The organism is Paenibacillus sp. BSR1-1 (genome assembly GCF_030403775.1).
In the GTDB taxonomy this organism is placed as follows: Bacteria; Bacillota; Bacilli; order Bacillales; family Cytobacillaceae; genus Neobacillus.
This window is the reverse complement of sequence record NZ_JAQMWQ010000014.1, coordinates 23561-38522: the sequence shown is the minus strand read 5'-3', so window position 1 is coordinate 38522 and position 14962 is coordinate 23561. Positions and strand designations below refer to the sequence as shown.

The window sequence follows — 14962 nt, the reverse complement described above, 5'->3', positions numbered from 1 at the left end:
AATACGACAACCCTTTCTATACAATATAGCCTATTGCTTTTAATTGACTAATAACAAAATCCTTCGCGTATTCAAATACCTCTTCACGCTCTGGTTCATTAAAAATTTCATGGTAGTATTTTGGCCATTCTTTAAACCTTTTTTCTGATAATGGGACATGATTGAACCATTCCTTAACGGTTCCTTTCTTGACGATTTTATCATCCCCGCCCTGCATAAGAAGCATCGGAATATCTTGAGTTAGTTCAAGCTTAAGGAATGCCTCCTTCATGGCCGCAGCAAGTTCACGGTACCATCTAACTGAAACCTTTGTCACGTAAAGAGTATCATTTGAATCGGCTTCCCTTACGTCTTCATTTCTTGTTGCCATCTGAACGGTTAAACCTGAATTGACCCTGAAGGAAGGAAACACGACATTTAACCCGTGTGAAACAAACTCTAAAAATTTTGAAGGTTTATTTACAAGTCCTAAGCATGGTGATGAAAGAATAACCCCCGCAATATTTAATCTTTCTTCTTGCAGAAGGCGGATAGAAATCAGTCCCCCCATACTATGACCTAATATAAAAACTGGTAAATTATAGCGGTAGGCTGCCTGAACCCAATCCTTCACTTCAATTATGTAATCATCAAAGGAATCAATATGACCGCGGTTGGCTCGTGTTGTCATACCTTGACCAGGAAGGTCAGCCATAATGACATGAAAGCCTGAAGAACGCCACATCTCAATCAGCCATCCGTACCTGCGATGGTGCTCCATTGCCCCGTGTACCATCACAATGACCGCTTTTGCATCCCCTTCTGCTTCCCACTTCCACATACTTTTATGTCCCCCTAAAATAGTTGAAAATAATAAAAACTTAAGCTTTGAAAAAGGCTCCCAATTTTCGCTACAATAGAACCATCATTAAGGCTATTTTCGCAAAGATTGTTGTTTTTCGTATAGGTTCATCAACCCGTTTAACATGATTCTCCATGGCATCTTTTCGTAAAGATATTTGCGAAAATTGCCTAGAAACTTTGTAAATGACCCTTAATAAGTTCTACAAGCAACAAAGTTTACGAAAAGAGCCATTATTAAAAAAGGAGCTACTAGTATGATTTATCCCTTTAAAGATAAGTATCCGTTAATTGCAGAAACAGCCTTTATTGCTGATTATGTCACGATTACAGGCGATGTTGAAATTGGCGAAGAATCCAGCGTTTGGTTTAATTCTGTCATTAGAGGCGATGTTGCCCCGACAAAGATTGGCAATAAAGTAAATATCCAAGATAATTCTATCTTACACCAAAGTCCCAATAACCCGCTAATTTTAGAAGATGAAGTAACGATTGGGCATCAGGTGATTCTTCACAGCTGTATCATCAGGAAACGAGCCTTAATCGGAATGGGATCCATTGTTTTGGACCAAGCTGAAATTGGTGAAGGGGCCTTTATTGGAGCCGGAAGCCTTGTCCCGCAAGGAAAAAAAATCCCCCCTAATACATTAGCATTCGGCAGGCCCGCTAAAGTTATTAGAGAATTAACCCCAGAGGATATAAAGGATATGGAGAGAATCACGAGGGAATATGCTGAGAAAGCCCAATATTATAAGTCCTTACAATCATAAGTTAAAAAAAGCACCCGCCGGGTGCTTTTTTTAACTTAATTTTTCATTGTCTCTAATGATTTTGCTGCTGTATATTCTCGCTGAAAGGAATAAACGTCTTCGACATATACTTGATGCCATACCATAAACATAAGCACCGTCCAAATTTTCCGGCTGTTATCAGCTTTTCCTTGGCAATGGTCTTCAAGCAGTCTTAACACAAATTGTTTATTGATTAAGTGGTCTGTATTGCTTTCGCGAATGATGTTCTTTGCCCAATCATTCATTTCGTTCTTTAACCAGTGACGGATTGGCACTGGGAAACCTAGCTTTTTACGATTCAATACATGTTCCGGAACAACGCCCTCGGCTGCTTTGCGTAAAATATATTTTGTTGTACCATTAGCTGTTTTTAAGCTTGTAGGGATTTTTGAAGCCACTTCAAAAACAGCTTTATCAAGGAAAGGAACACGCAGCTCCAAAGAATGTGCCATTGTCATTTTATCTGCTTTCAGTAAAATATCTCCGCGCATCCATGTATGAATATCGATGTATTGCATTCGGTCAACAGGATCATAGCCTCTGGATTCTTCGTAAAGAGGCTTTGTAATGTCAGTATAGTTTAATCCTGGACGGTACACATTTAGAAGCTCTCGTTTTTCCTCTTCCATGAACATTTTAGCATTGCCAATATAGCGCTCTTCCATTGGTGTCACGCCGCGTTCGATAAAACTTTTGCCTTTCGTGCCTTCAGGCATCATATTAGCGATTCCTTTTAATAGTACCTTACCTACTCTCGGAATTTTATTAAATACCTCCAACGATTGAGGTTCGCGGTATATATTGTATCCGCCGAACAACTCATCGGCACCTTCACCTGAAAGCACAACCGTAACATGCTTCCGCGCTTCGCGAGCGACAAAGTATAACGGTACGCAGGCAGGATCTGCAAGCGGATCATCCATATGCCACATGATTTTTGGAACTTCATTCATATATTCCTCTGGAGTAATCACATAACTGATATTTTCAACACCCAGCTTCTCGGCAGTCTCTTTGGCTACATCAATTTCACTAAACCCATTGTGCTCAAAGCCTACTGAGAAGGTTTTGATTGCAGGATGAAACTGTTTAGCAATAGACGCAATGATAGAAGAATCGATTCCGCCAGAAAGGAAGGAGCCGACTGGAACATCGCTTCGCATATGCTTCTCAACTGAATCAAATAGGATGTCACGAATTTCTTTGACGAAATCATTTTCAGATTTCTGAACTGGCTTAAAATGGGCTTTCCAATAACGCTTCATTTCCATTTTAGCGCCGATTTTCTTTGTAAAATAATGTCCAGGCTCAAGCTTATTAATACCTTCAGACAGTGTATTCGGCTCAGGGACAAATTGATAGGTTAAATAATGCTGCAAGGAATCATAATTAAGGACATCGTTCTCAAGGGCAAGAAGAATACTCTTTTTCTCTGAAGCAAAAAAAGTTCTTTCACCATCTTCAAAATAGAAGAACGGTTTGATTCCAAACGGATCGCGTGCCCCGTAAAGTGTCTGTTCTTGTTTATCCCAGATGACAAAGGCAAACATCCCGCGCAGCTTTTCAACTGCTTTTTCCTTCAAATGGCTGTAAAGAGCGATAATAACTTCTGTATCTGAACTAGTGGCAAACTTCAAGCCCTCTTTGAGAAGCTCTTCACGAAGCTCTACATAGTTATAAATTTCGCCATTGAAAATGATCCAATAGCGCTCATTTTCATAGGTCAGCGGCTGGTGTCCGGACTCTATGTCAATGATGCTTAAGCGGCGGAAGCCAAATTGAATATGGTCATCATAATAAAAACCATCATCATCAGGACCGCGATGGGTTATAATATTGTTCATATTTTTAAATTGTTGTTTTTGTTCATCACTATAGTTTTGTGTTTTGTCGTGTACACAACCGATAAAACCACACATTATGTACCTCACCTACTCCAGTTCAAAATATCCTTGCTAAAAAACATACTCTCTTATACTACCACTTTTTTTTTAAAATGGAACTGTGAACTTGACGAAAATCAAGTACAATCATTTTTCACTTCTTTCGACCTACTTAAACCCGATATATTATAATGGACTCTAATAAATAAAAGGAGTTACATATTTATATGCAACTCCTTATAAGGCTAATTATAAATTTGCTTGCTCACGTAACGTTTCAGCTTTATCGGTACGCTCCCAAGGAAGATCAACATCTGTACGGCCAAAGTGTCCATAAGCGGCTGTTTGCTTATAGATTGGACGGCGAAGGCCAAGCATATTGATAATTCCAGCTGGGCGAAGGTCAAAGTTTGCCCCTACAAGATCAACTAAAACATCTTCGCTTACTTTACCAGTGCCAAAAGTGTCCACTGAAATGGAAACTGGTCTTGCTACACCGATTGCATAAGCGAGCTGTACTTCTACCTTATCAGCAAGACCTGCTGCAACGATATTTTTTGCTACATAACGTGCTGCATAAGCGGCAGAACGGTCAACTTTTGTTGGATCTTTACCAGAGAAGGCACCGCCGCCATGACGAGCATAACCGCCGTAAGTATCAACAATTATTTTGCGGCCTGTTAAGCCAGCATCCCCTTGTGGTCCGCCGATAACAAAACGGCCAGTTGGGTTAATGAAGTATTTTGTATTTTCATCAATTAGTTCCTTTGGAACAACTGGATTTATCACATATTCTTTAAGGTTCCGCTGGATTTGCTCAAGCGAAACTTCTGGGTGGTGCTGTGTTGAAATAACAATTGTATCAATACGTACTGGTTTGTCGTTCTCATCATATTCAACGGTTACTTGTGTTTTACCGTCAGGACGCAGATAAGGAAGAAGCTCCTCTTTGCGAACTTCTGTTAAACGACGTGCTAGCTTATGAGCAAGTGATATTGGAAGAGGCATTAACTCTTTTGTTTCATTACAGGCAAAGCCAAACATCAAACCTTGGTCCCCTGCACCAATTGCTTCAATTTGCTCATCCGACATTAATCCTTCACGAGCTTCAAGCGCTTGGTCAACCCCCATTGCAATGTCTGGAGACTGTTCATCAATCGAAGTTAAAACGGCGCAAGTTTCCGCATCAAAGCCGTACTTTGCACGAGTATAACCAATTTCCCTAACTGTTTCGCGGACAATTTTTGGAATATCCACATATGTAGAAGTGGTGATTTCCCCAGCTACAAGGACTAATCCGGTTGTTACGGAAGTTTCAGCCGCAACACGGGCATTAGCATCCTTTGCTAAAATAGCATCTAAAATGGAATCAGAAATTTGGTCACAGATCTTGTCAGGATGACCTTCAGTTACTGATTCAGAAGTGAACAAACGACGTTTTGTTGACATCTGAATTCCTCCTATATTATTGAAATAAAGTGAGGTTATGTGTGGGGTTATTGCTACCTTGTTAGTTTAACCTCGGGTTGATACGGAACTCATTCCCTTAGTAGTATGAAATAAACACGGGTATTTTATTAATAACCACAGTATTATTAAAAAACCCGGCTGAAGAACTCACAATGGAATAAAGAAAAAGCGATTATGCAGCACGAAAAAACAAAAAAACCTTTCCATCGTATGAGGAAAGGTTGAGTGCAAAATGTTTGCGTGCCTTTCACTCTTATCGTTCAAGGTCAAGCCTTGCTTCAGGTTTAGCACCTTTGCCCGAAAAATAAATTAATACAAATTTTTCGTTTGCAGGTTGCTGGGTTTCATAGGGCCTGTCCCTCCACCAGCTCGGGATAAGAGAGTATCCGTTCAAATTAAAATCATACCCTACAATATCGAATAGTGTCAATTGATATTTATGAAACTTTTACCATGTATATGGCATTAATTATAAAAAAAATTTTAATTTCATGATATAAATATTTTCTTTTTGCTTAATCAATGAATAATGTATAAAATACAACTTGAACTAACTAAATAGTATAGACTAATCTTACAAATGTGTTATACTAATTAATATAAAAATCGCCATTTAAATTAAATAAAAAGGATGGTTTATAAATGAATTCTGTTCATATTCCTAATGAATTAAAACAATTACTTAAAGAAAACAATATCCAAGTTCAATTATCAGTTCCTCAGCTAGTTGAAAAAATTCTAAGCCGTAATGAAGGATCATTAACTGCAACTGGTGCAGTTCGTGTTTCCACAGGCAAGTATACAGGACGTTCACCGCAAGATAAATTTATTGTCGTTGAAAATTCCACAAAAGATAAGATCGCATGGGGCTCTAATCAGCCTATTTCCGAAGAAGTGTTTACTAACCTCTATCATAAGGTATTAGAGTACTTAAAAGAACAAAATGAGATCTTTGTATTTAAAGGTTTTGCCGGAGCCGATAAAAAATCGCAATTGCCAATTCAAGTCGTAAATGAATATGCATGGCATAATTTATTCGCCCACCAGTTGTTCATTCGTCCAACAGAAGACGAATTGCTTGAACATGAAGCAGGCTTTACAGTTATCTCTGCTCCAAATTTCAAGGCAGACCCAGCCGTAGATGGTACAAACTCAGAAACCTTTATTATTATTTCATTTGAACAACGCATTGTGTTAATCGGTGGAACGGAATATGCCGGTGAGATGAAAAAATCAATTTTCTCTGTAATGAATTACCTTCTTCCTGAAAACAATATTTTTTCAATGCACTGTTCTGCGAATGTTGGTCTTGAAGGGGATGTGGCGTTATTCTTTGGTTTATCCGGTACGGGAAAAACTACCCTTTCAGCAGATCCAAATCGCAAGCTTATCGGCGATGATGAGCATGGCTGGTCTTCCAATGGCGTCTTTAATATCGAAGGCGGCTGCTATGCGAAATGTATTAACCTAACTCGTGAAAAAGAACCGCAAATTTTTGATGCCATTCGTTTCGGTACTGTGCTTGAGAATGTTACGGTTAACCAAGAATCCAGAATTCCGGATTATGATGATGGAACATTAACTGAAAATACTAGAGCGGCCTATCCAATTCAAGCAATAGATAATATTGTTCTGCCAAGCGTTGCAGGACATCCAAATACAATTGTATTTTTAACAGCAGATGCCTTTGGGGTATTGCCTCCAATTGCAAAATTAACGAAAGAGCAAGCAATGTACCATTTCTTAAGTGGTTATACCTCAAAGCTTGCCGGAACCGAGCGTGGAATCACGTCTCCACAAGCAACCTTCTCTACATGCTTTGGAGCGCCTTTCTTGCCGCTTCCTGCAACTCGTTATGCTGAAATGCTTGGTGAAAAAATTCTTGAGCATAATGCCAATGTCTTTTTAGTCAATACAGGCTGGACTGGCGGCGAATATGGTGTCGGAAACCGCATGAAGCTTTCATATACACGCGCTATGGTTCAAGCGGCCCTTGAGGGAGAATTGAACCATGTAGAAACAGTCAAGGATAAAATCTTCGGCCTGAACATTCCGCTTCATATTGCCGGTGTTCCTGATGATGTTCTTCAGCCAATTAAAACATGGGCAGACCCACAAGCCTATGAAGTGAAAGCAAAAGAACTTGCCGCTAAATTCCGTGAAAACTTTAAAAAGTTTACGAGTGTCGCTGCTGAAATCGAAGAAAAAGGCGGACCGGTCGCTTAAATACGAAAAGCCCTTATCAATTTGATAAGGGCTTTCTTACTTCTACTGCTTCTGATTTTTGTAAAATGGTAAAACGGTACTTACCGCTTTTTTTAAGGTGGAAATCTCCTTGATACATCGACATCTTTTTACCATCCGTTGTCGTGTAATCTTTTTTATCTTTAAAGGTAAATTCGGATGCCTCCCCATTTTCTAAAGAAAATACCTCTAATGTTATTTCAGGAGGAAGGTCATCTCCCTCTACTTCAATGAAAACATCTTCGTAGAAACCAGCGAACAAATCTTCTTGCGAAATCATCAGAGTAGAATTACCAACTATAACGTAGGGCTCTTTTACATAGATGGAAAATTCGCCGATTTTTTTATTGCCTGCCGTGAATTCAAGATTCCATTTGCCGGGTAAATCAAGCGATTTAAAGCCCGTCATTGCATGACCGTCTGCCCCATACATTCCTCCTGAAATGACGGTTGTTGCTAGATGTTCTTTTACCCCTGTTTTTACATGTATGGCATCAATTTTAAGAGGTTTATTTGCAAAATCTTTTTCGTAGTCGCCCCATAAATAGATGGCTATCTTCGATAACCCCCTTCGGTCCTTCGCTAACCATTCCTGTGGTGCCAGCAGGCTCACTTTGTTTGGAACACCAAAATTACTATCTGCATAAAGAGGAGAGCCGTCCGTATCTTTAAGTGCAAAGTACTCACCTTGTTGTACTGTTTTAGTTCTTCCAGAGCCGGTAATTTGTGAAGAAGAGTCTTTTTTGTCAGTGAAATAAAGGAGTGGAGCTAATAATACTAGGACAAATACGGAGGCCAGCGCTGCTATTCTTTGAAAGTTAAAAGGTTTTCTATGTTTCCTAGTAGTTGCCTCACCTATTACCATTAACAAATCCGTTCTCTGTTCTGTTGTTAATTCATGCTTTGGAAAATTTGAGAGCATCTCTAATACATCTTTATCAGATAAATTTCTCAAAGTACTCCCCCTCCTTAAGACACTCATTTAATTTTTTCACTGCCCGATGAAATGTTACATTTACTTTATTTTCTGACCAACCGAGAACATGGCCGGCTTCCTGTGAAGAAAGTTCGGCAATCCCCCTAAGTATGATGACATCGCGATAATTATCTTTTAATTGGTTAATCGCTTCGTATAAATAAGCATACTCGATTTTCCTGACCAGCAAATCCTCTGCAGGCTCAAGGGGTTTAGGTGATTCAGTATCTAAAAGTTTTTTAAGCTTCTGCCAAACGGATCTTTTTCGGTAAAAATCTATGGCAGTATTTCTCGCGATTGAAATCAGCCAGGTTTTCGGGCTCGCTTCATTTTTATATCGGCTATATGCTTGAAATGCCCGCAAAAAGGTCTCTTGGACCAAATCCTCTACATCCCTCGATCCCGAATAATAAACTAAAAAATTTGTGACATCTTTTTCATATTGAATGAACCATTTTTCAATTGGATGGGCTCGCTCCAACCTAACTCCCCCTTACTCAATAAACATAAACTAATTGTTTTTCTATTTATTAGACGTGTTTGGCAATTTTTTCTTACACTTTTATTAAAAAGAAGGCTCTTTTAAACTTGGTTGTTGATTTGCGCTCCAATCAACAGTGTGAAAAAATCAACAATGGCCTTTAACACAGGCAAAAAGAAAAAAAGCAGGCATCAATCCGCCTGCTTAGTTCGTGGAATTCAATGAAATTAGTTGATACGTGATAGTTGTGCTGTTTTTTTGCCATTCTACTTTTTTAATCATAGCAGTTCCGTTTGATTCGCTTTCGATTGTTTTTCTAACATCCACTGGAATTTCAATTGGATAAAGTCGGAAGCCTTCCTTTTCCAAAGTAAATAGGTTTTCTTCCACTCGCTTCTCTCTACCCTTTGTCACAATCATCGTATTTAATTCAAGGGGCATACCCATTAAAAATCCGCTCCTCTGCTCTTGATATTCCTATTTTATCATCTTTTACCATTTGTTTTCATCCACTTCGTTAAATCCTCTACGACTTTTCGATTGATTTCAGGAGGAAAATAATGTGTAAAGTTCTCAAAGTACCAGCACTCCAAGGGCTTGTCCAATTCTCTGAGCCTTTTTTCCAGACGGTAAGCATGGTCAACAGACACATTGTGATCCTTAACACCATGTATAATCAGGACTGGAGATTCAAGGTTTTCAAGCCCATAAAGGGGAGTTCTGTCATGATACCGTTCAGGATATTTTTCAGGTGTCCCTCCAATTACCCTTTTCATCATTCGTCGTAAATCATTCCGTTCATAGTAGGTAAGGCTCATGTCACTGACACCGCCCCAAGTGACAACAGAAGCTGCTTCAGGAAACTGAATACCCGTAAGCAGCGCCATTACACCGCCGCGAGAGAAACCAAAAATATGGACAGCCTGAACCCTAGGGAAAGATTTTAACAGCACATAAGCTGAGAAAGCATCCAGCCTGTCATCACCGGCAAAATCTTCATTGCCCTCCCCGCCTTGATTTCCACGATAATAAGGGGCAAACACGATAAAGCCCTCAGAGGCAAACTGGGCAATCCTGGAAGGCCTTACCTTCCCAACATTTTTAATCCCCCCGCGTAAATAAAGAAACCCATCCATCCGGCCTTTACATTTTGGTTCCGCCAGCATCCCCTTTACCCGTAACCCACCAGATAGATACGTAATTACTTTTAATTCCACCTTAGGATTAGGTGAAGGAAACCGCTGTATGTCTAAGATTTTTCCATCATCAAGGTTCAACTCTGTCATCTTTCCTTCCAAATTAATTATCACTGGGCATTCACACATTTTTTTCCTTTTCATACATTATCATAGGCAAAACGCCCAGATTGAATGGTAAATAAGGAGGTTCATTCATGAGAAAATGGTTAAAATTCAGTTTTTCCTTTCTCCTCATTGCTATACTGATGTTTTCACTCGCAGCTTGCAATAACAATGACACAGCTAAGCCAAAGAAACTTGAAAAAGTACGAGTTGCTGAGGTTACCCGCTCGATTTTCTATGCCCCAGAATATGTTGCTGCTTCGAAAGGCTTCTTTAAGGATGAAGGTCTTGACGTCACCATCACCACAACCCCCGGCGGCGACAAAACGATGACAACCCTTATCTCTGGGGCCGCAGATGTTGCCCTTGTCGGCTCAGAAACATCCATTTATGTATACGCTCAAGGCTCTAACGATCCGGTCATCAATTTTGCGCAATTAACACAAACTGACGGAACCTTCCTGGTAGCAAAAAAGAAAAACGATAATTTTTCTTGGGAGCAATTAAAAGGATCCAACTTCCTTGGCCAGCGTGTTGGAGGAATGCCACAGATGGTCGGTGAATTCGTATTAAAGAAACATGGCATCGATCCTCATAAAGACCTAAACTTAACCCAAAACATTGATTTTGCCAACATTGCTAATGCCTTTGTCTCTTCTGATAATTATGACTATGTTCAATTATTTGAACCAACCGCCAGCATCTTTGAAAAAGAAGGAAAAGGGTACATTGTTGCTTCTTTTGGTAAAGAATCTGGCCATGTTCCTTACACAACCTTTATGGCGAAAGAAAGCTATATGAAAGAAAATAAAGCTACAATCGAAAAATTTACAAAGGCCATCTACAAAGCACAGCAATGGGTGCAAGCACATAGTGCTGAGGAAATTGCTAAAGCTGTAGAGCCTTATTTTCCAGATACCGATTTTGAGATTATGAAAACCGTTATTGATCGCTATAAGAGCCAAGGCTCTTATGCCACGGATCCTATTTTAGACGAGGAAGAGTGGAACAACCTGCAAAATATCATGAAGGAAGCTGGTTCACTTCCTAAAGAAGTAGACCATAAAACACTTGTCAATACCGATGTTGCGAAAAAAGTAATGAATAAATAAATAGGAAAGGGAGGCCGTCAACATGAGCTTCTTAAAGGTTCAGGATATTCATCACACCTATTTCACCAAAGCCTCTGCCACCACGGCCCTCTCCGAAATTTCACTTACGGTTGAGGAGGGAGAATTAGTTTCCTTCCTCGGCCCTAGTGGCTGTGGAAAGACAACCTTGCTTTCGATTATCTCCAGTCTCTTAAAACCAACACTAGGAACAGTCCTTTTAGAAAATAAACCTATATCTACTTCTAAAAATGAAATCGGCTATATGCTGCAGCAGGATTACTTGTTTCCTTGGAAAACGATTGAAGAAAATATCTTATTAGGCCTTAAATTATCAAAACAGCTCAATGAGAAAACAAAGACTGCGGCATATAGCTTATTAAATCAAATTGGGTTAGTTGGAGTGGAAAAACAGCTGCCTAAGCAGTTATCCGGTGGGATGAGGCAGCGTGTCGCCCTTGTCCGAACACTGGCAACAGAACCAAAATTGCTGATGCTGGATGAACCATTTTCGGCACTTGATTATCAAACAAAGCTAAAGCTAGAGGATTTAGTTTCCAAAACGTTAAGTGAATTCGGCAAAACGGCCATACTCGTAACCCACGATATTGGTGAAGCCATCGCTATGAGCGATCGTATCTTTTTATTTTCAGCAAAACCAGGAAGAATTTATAAAACGTTTGAAATGCCCGAAGAGCTTCGGAAACTTTCTCCTTTTGAATCAAGAAATCACGAAGCCTTTCAAAACATCTTTCAAACAATATGGAAGGAGTTGGAGTCACTTGAAACAGGAAAAATATAAGGTGGAACTCCTCCATAAAAACTATATTCATTCCTTAAAAAATGAAAAACGCTGGGTTCGATTTTATCAAATAATTATTTTCCTGCTCATCTTCTCCAGCTGGGAATTTTTAAGCCGTATGCAATGGATTGACCCGCTCATTTTCAGTTCTCCATCAAAAATCTGGTCCCTATGCTTGGATAAAATTCAAGACGGCTCTTTACTTACCAATTTAGGGGCCACATTAATGGAAACCATCGTAGGATTTATTATAAGCACGATATTGGGTGTCCTGATTGCCGCGCTTCTCTGGTGGTCCCCCTTGGTGTCCAAAATACTTGATCCTTATCTTGTTATATTTAATGCGATGCCAAAAGTAGCCTTAGGCCCTGTAATTATTGTCGCCTTAAGTCCGGGATACACTTCTATAATCGCCAATGGCGTTATTATTTCAGTAATCATCACAGCTCTTGTTGTGTATACCTCCTTCAAAGAAGTAGACCCCAATTATTTAAAGGTACTTCAAACCTTCGGGGCCACACGCTTTGAATGTTTTAAAGAAGCCATTATGCCTGCCAGTTTTCCAACCATTATCTCTACATTAAAGGTTAATGTCGGGCTTTCATGGGTTGGGGTCATCGTGGGAGAATTTCTTGTATCCACAAAAGGACTCGGATATATGATTATTTATGGATTTCAGGTATTTAATTTTACACTTGTCTTCTTATCATTATTAGTCATCGCTTTATTTGCCACGATTATGTATCAGCTTGTCGATCTATTAGAAAAAAAACTTATCAAGGAATAGTGGGTTGCTTTAAGCTTGCCGCTATTCTTTTTCATTTTGCAGCCATTTCATGCATTCCTCCACGACCTGATCTTTCATGATGAAGCTATAATTTTCTTCAAAACGAAGCTGCAGCAGGTTGCCTCTGACCAAAATGGGACCATTTGTTTCGTGGTATGTAATTGTTTTCTCTAACCTTTTTACCTTTCCCCAAAAAACAGCTTTTACAAATGAACCTTCCTTGTCTGACACTTTGTACTCAGCAATATATTTCAATTCACTTAAAATAGCTCCAGTTTCCTCATAGGTTTCTCTCCTAGCCGCTTCCTCGAGTGTTTCGCCGAACTCTCTTTTCCCTCCAGGAAACTCAAGCCCTCGTTTTTTATGCTTGGTTAGGAGCCAGTCCTCACCAAATTGACAAATGACGAGAACATGCTTTGCATCTTCTAAAAACGCATCATGAGAAAAAGACAATGTCACCTTATTTCCATTACTATCTAAAAAATCAATCATGCCCAACCCGCCTCAAATTGTTTTTATATTTTATTATAACAAAAAAAGAAAACCCTAGAGACTAGGATTTTCCTGCTTCTTCTTATTCATTTTTTTGTAAAATATTCATACTTTCAATATGATTTCGTGCCTCTTCATCCCCTAGCTTATGGATCATCCCATATACTTGTTGGATTGTACTATCATAGGCATGATTGTCACTGTCGTTATGATATTCAACAAATGGAATATGCGCTCTGATAAAGTTTTTCCACTCTGTCGAATAATTTTGATCAAACAACTCGCGTAATTGAATAATTTCTTCATCTGTCGCCTGGATTTTATAGTTCCATGTTGAACTGGTGGCACTCTGAGAAATTTCGCCTGTCCCAACGTCTATATAATAGGTTTTCTTTTGTTCACCCATTTTTGTCATCCCCTTTTACTATTTATTAATCCACAAAAAGATAAAATTTATTCTTTTACAAATTTCGATTCATTTTTTAGAAATGAATACGATATAATAATCATACAATCAGAGAAAACAGATTTTTCAGTCAATTGGAAAAAGTAATTTTTCGCTGTTTATGGAATGGTTTACGTTTGTTAAAGAAAAAATAATAATTAAGGCAGGAGGTGTTCAAGTATGAAATTAGTCGATGAACTATATGAAATGTACCGGAACAAGCTTACGGGTGATGAAGAGGATATCGATATGCTCGCATTTGCTTTTTTGGAGGAAATGTCACATGAGGACCTTCTTGCTTTAATTCAGGATATGAGTAAACAGGAATTATACGATTTAATGGGTCTTTATTTAATTGAAAGCCTGAAGGGTAAATTTGCGCAGGAAGAGTATGGACAACATCGCACCAATACTTATTATCCACGAAATATACACTAATATATTACATACGCCGCGAGAAAAGGGAGCGCTAGTTTAAGGCTTCCTTTTTTGTTTCATGTTACAATAAGGAAAAGGGGGAATACTCTTGTATACAGTGTTTGTCGTATGCATCATCATTGTTATTGTTGTGCTATTATTAGCTGTAATTACAACTTCGAAAGCCTATACATATAAGCATACAGTTGATCCACTAGAAAATAATCCTAATGTGGATCAAGAGCAAAAAGAAATTTTAAATTCAAATGACAATAAGAAAGCATAAAAAAATTCCTATTCAAAATGAATAGGAATTTTTTACATTCAACCAAATACTTTCTTTAAGTCTTCTTTACTTTGCTCAAGCCAGAAATTCATTAAACTCTTAGCTCCTTCTAAATCATGAAGCTTTGCCTGACCACATTGTCTTTCATTTGCTGCAGGAATGTCAGTGATAGTAACGGCATCTTTCATTGTATCCTCAAGAAGATCAATGATTTCCTCTACTGTCGGTTCACCGCTTACGACAAGATAGTATCCTGTTTGGCACCCCATTGGAGAAATATCAATAATATCAAAATGATCGTACTTCTCGGAATGCTTACGGATATTAAAGGCAAGCAAATGTTCAAGTGTATGAATAGCATCAGGCTTCATCGCCTGTTTATTTGGCTGGCAAAAACGAATATCATATTTATTAACAACTCCGTCACTTCCTACTTTATGAACACCACAGTGTCTCACAAAAGGTGCTTTAACGGCATTATGGTCTAAATCAAAGCTTTCAACTGAAGGCATCAGTATCACTCCTTTTATTATCTACAAACTATCATACACTAAATCCCGAGTTTTTTCATCTACTTAGTTATATTTAACAAATTTAGACGTTCGTTTTAATATATGGTATTTTGTAAGTAACCATTA

Annotated in this window: 17 protein-coding genes and 1 riboswitch; of the genes, 7 read left to right on the top strand and 10 right to left on the bottom strand. The window is 38.8% G+C overall.

The annotated features are described in order from the left end of the window. Positions 1-16: 16 nt before the first annotated feature. Positions 17-820, bottom strand: a complete 804-nt coding sequence (locus PH210_RS18425) for an alpha/beta hydrolase (protein ID WP_289987603.1) — start codon at positions 818-820, stop codon at positions 17-19. A 277-nt stretch (positions 821-1097) separates the two neighbouring features. On the opposite strand from PH210_RS18425, the gene PH210_RS18420 reads away from it, so the two are divergent. Continuing rightward, positions 1098-1610, top strand: coding sequence for a gamma carbonic anhydrase (locus PH210_RS18420; protein WP_223595745.1), 513 nt, complete (start codon positions 1098-1100; stop codon positions 1608-1610). A gap of 35 nt (positions 1611-1645) precedes the next feature. On the opposite strand, the gene asnB is transcribed toward PH210_RS18420, so the two are convergent. Both asnB and metK read right to left on the bottom strand, forming a co-directional pair. Next, positions 1646-3550, bottom strand: coding sequence for an asparagine synthase (glutamine-hydrolyzing) (gene asnB, locus PH210_RS18415; RefSeq protein WP_289987600.1), 1905 nt, complete (start codon positions 3548-3550; stop codon positions 1646-1648). Between the two features lie 213 nt (positions 3551-3763). Further along, positions 3764-4963 (bottom strand): methionine adenosyltransferase, encoded by a 1200-nt coding sequence (gene metK / locus PH210_RS18410; RefSeq protein ID WP_223595749.1) that lies wholly within the window; start codon positions 4961-4963, stop codon positions 3764-3766. Positions 4964-5234: 271 nt separating this feature from the next. Next, a riboswitch (SAM riboswitch) is annotated at positions 5235-5365 on the bottom strand. 261 nt (positions 5366-5626) lie between these two features. Between metK and pckA the strand changes: the two genes are divergently transcribed. Further along, on the top strand, positions 5627-7210 hold the full coding sequence (pckA, locus tag PH210_RS18405) for a phosphoenolpyruvate carboxykinase (ATP) (RefSeq protein ID WP_289987598.1): 1584 nt from the start codon (positions 5627-5629) through the stop codon (positions 7208-7210). A 16-nt stretch (positions 7211-7226) separates the two neighbouring features. On the opposite strand, the gene PH210_RS18400 is transcribed toward pckA, so the two are convergent. The 4 genes from PH210_RS18400 to PH210_RS18385 form a co-directional block, all read right to left on the bottom strand. Continuing rightward, positions 7227-8183, bottom strand: coding sequence for a hypothetical protein (locus tag PH210_RS18400; protein WP_289987596.1), 957 nt, complete (start codon positions 8181-8183; stop codon positions 7227-7229). Continuing rightward, the gene (locus PH210_RS18395) at positions 8167-8685 is read right to left on the bottom strand and encodes an RNA polymerase sigma factor (protein WP_289987594.1); all 519 of its coding nucleotides are present in this window, start codon (positions 8683-8685) and stop codon (positions 8167-8169) included. The genes PH210_RS18400 and PH210_RS18395 overlap by 17 nt, the downstream gene beginning before the upstream one ends. 204 nt (positions 8686-8889) lie before the next feature. Next, the gene (locus tag PH210_RS18390) at positions 8890-9132 is read right to left on the bottom strand and encodes a DUF2584 domain-containing protein (protein WP_289987593.1); all 243 of its coding nucleotides are present in this window, start codon (positions 9130-9132) and stop codon (positions 8890-8892) included. A gap of 38 nt (positions 9133-9170) precedes the next feature. Further along, on the bottom strand, positions 9171-9971 hold the full coding sequence (locus PH210_RS18385; protein WP_289987590.1) for an alpha/beta hydrolase family protein: 801 nt from the start codon (positions 9969-9971) through the stop codon (positions 9171-9173). Between the two features lie 107 nt (positions 9972-10078). Here PH210_RS18385 and PH210_RS18380 point away from each other — a divergent pair, with 107 nt between their 5' ends. From PH210_RS18380 to PH210_RS18370, 3 genes are read left to right on the top strand one after another with little or no spacing between them, the layout of a single operon-like run. After that, complete coding sequence (locus PH210_RS18380; protein ID WP_289987589.1) at positions 10079-11098, top strand: ABC transporter substrate-binding protein; 1020 nt, start codon at positions 10079-10081, stop codon at positions 11096-11098. A gap of 22 nt (positions 11099-11120) precedes the next feature. Then, positions 11121-11897: an ABC transporter ATP-binding protein gene (locus PH210_RS18375; protein ID WP_289987588.1), complete on the top strand. Its 777-nt coding sequence runs from the start codon at positions 11121-11123 to the stop codon at positions 11895-11897. Continuing rightward, on the top strand, positions 11878-12684 hold the full coding sequence (locus PH210_RS18370) for an ABC transporter permease (protein WP_289987586.1): 807 nt from the start codon (positions 11878-11880) through the stop codon (positions 12682-12684). Before PH210_RS18375 ends, PH210_RS18370 begins: the two co-directional genes overlap by 20 nt. Positions 12685-12705: 21 nt before the next feature. Here the strand turns inward: PH210_RS18370 and ytkD are convergent, their stop codons facing one another. Together ytkD and PH210_RS18360 are read right to left on the bottom strand one after the other, a co-directional pair. Then, on the bottom strand, positions 12706-13176 hold the full coding sequence (gene ytkD / locus PH210_RS18365; protein ID WP_289987584.1) for an RNA deprotection pyrophosphohydrolase: 471 nt from the start codon (positions 13174-13176) through the stop codon (positions 12706-12708). A gap of 82 nt (positions 13177-13258) precedes the next feature. Beyond that, positions 13259-13582, bottom strand: coding sequence for a hydrolase (locus tag PH210_RS18360; protein WP_289987583.1), 324 nt, complete (start codon positions 13580-13582; stop codon positions 13259-13261). Between the two features lie 219 nt (positions 13583-13801). On the opposite strand from PH210_RS18360, the gene PH210_RS18355 reads away from it, so the two are divergent. Next, positions 13802-14059 (top strand): DUF6154 family protein, encoded by a 258-nt coding sequence (locus tag PH210_RS18355; protein ID WP_223595769.1) that lies wholly within the window; start codon positions 13802-13804, stop codon positions 14057-14059. Positions 14060-14156: 97 nt separating this feature from the next. Beyond that, positions 14157-14324 carry a YtzI protein gene (gene ytzI, locus PH210_RS18350; RefSeq protein WP_483312124.1) on the top strand — a complete coding sequence of 56 codons (168 nt, stop codon included), beginning with the start codon at positions 14157-14159 and terminating at the stop codon, positions 14322-14324. Positions 14325-14362: 38 nt separating this feature from the next. Here ytzI and PH210_RS18345 read toward each other — a convergent pair whose 3' ends face one another. Beyond that, entirely contained in the window at positions 14363-14836 is a 474-nt protein-coding gene (locus tag PH210_RS18345) for an S-ribosylhomocysteine lyase (RefSeq protein ID WP_289987578.1), read from the bottom strand. Positions 14837-14962 lie beyond the last annotated feature (126 nt).

Coding starts and splice junctions, on each gene's coding strand:
- PH210_RS18425 (WP_289987603.1), bottom strand. CDS start 820: ATGTGGAAGTGGGAAGCAGAAGGGGATGCAAAAGCGGTCATTGTGATG.
- PH210_RS18420 (WP_223595745.1), top strand. CDS start 1,098: ATGATTTATCCCTTTAAAGATAAGTATCCGTTAATTGCAGAAACAGCC.
- asnB (WP_289987600.1), bottom strand. CDS start 3,550: ATGTGTGGTTTTATCGGTTGTGTACACGACAAAACACAAAACTATAGT.
- metK (WP_223595749.1), bottom strand. CDS start 4,963: ATGTCAACAAAACGTCGTTTGTTCACTTCTGAATCAGTAACTGAAGGT.
- pckA (WP_289987598.1), top strand. CDS start 5,627: ATGAATTCTGTTCATATTCCTAATGAATTAAAACAATTACTTAAAGAA.
- PH210_RS18390 (WP_289987593.1), bottom strand. CDS start 9,132: ATGGGTATGCCCCTTGAATTAAATACGATGATTGTGACAAAGGGTAGA.
- PH210_RS18385 (WP_289987590.1), bottom strand. CDS start 9,971: ATGACAGAGTTGAACCTTGATGATGGAAAAATCTTAGACATACAGCGG.
- PH210_RS18380 (WP_289987589.1), top strand. CDS start 10,079: ATGAGAAAATGGTTAAAATTCAGTTTTTCCTTTCTCCTCATTGCTATA.
- PH210_RS18375 (WP_289987588.1), top strand. CDS start 11,121: ATGAGCTTCTTAAAGGTTCAGGATATTCATCACACCTATTTCACCAAA.
- ytkD (WP_289987584.1), bottom strand. CDS start 13,176: ATGATTGATTTTTTAGATAGTAATGGAAATAAGGTGACATTGTCTTTT.
- PH210_RS18360 (WP_289987583.1), bottom strand. CDS start 13,582: ATGGGTGAACAAAAGAAAACCTATTATATAGACGTTGGGACAGGCGAA.
- PH210_RS18355 (WP_223595769.1), top strand. CDS start 13,802: ATGAAATTAGTCGATGAACTATATGAAATGTACCGGAACAAGCTTACG.
- PH210_RS18345 (WP_289987578.1), bottom strand. CDS start 14,836: ATGCCTTCAGTTGAAAGCTTTGATTTAGACCATAATGCCGTTAAAGCA.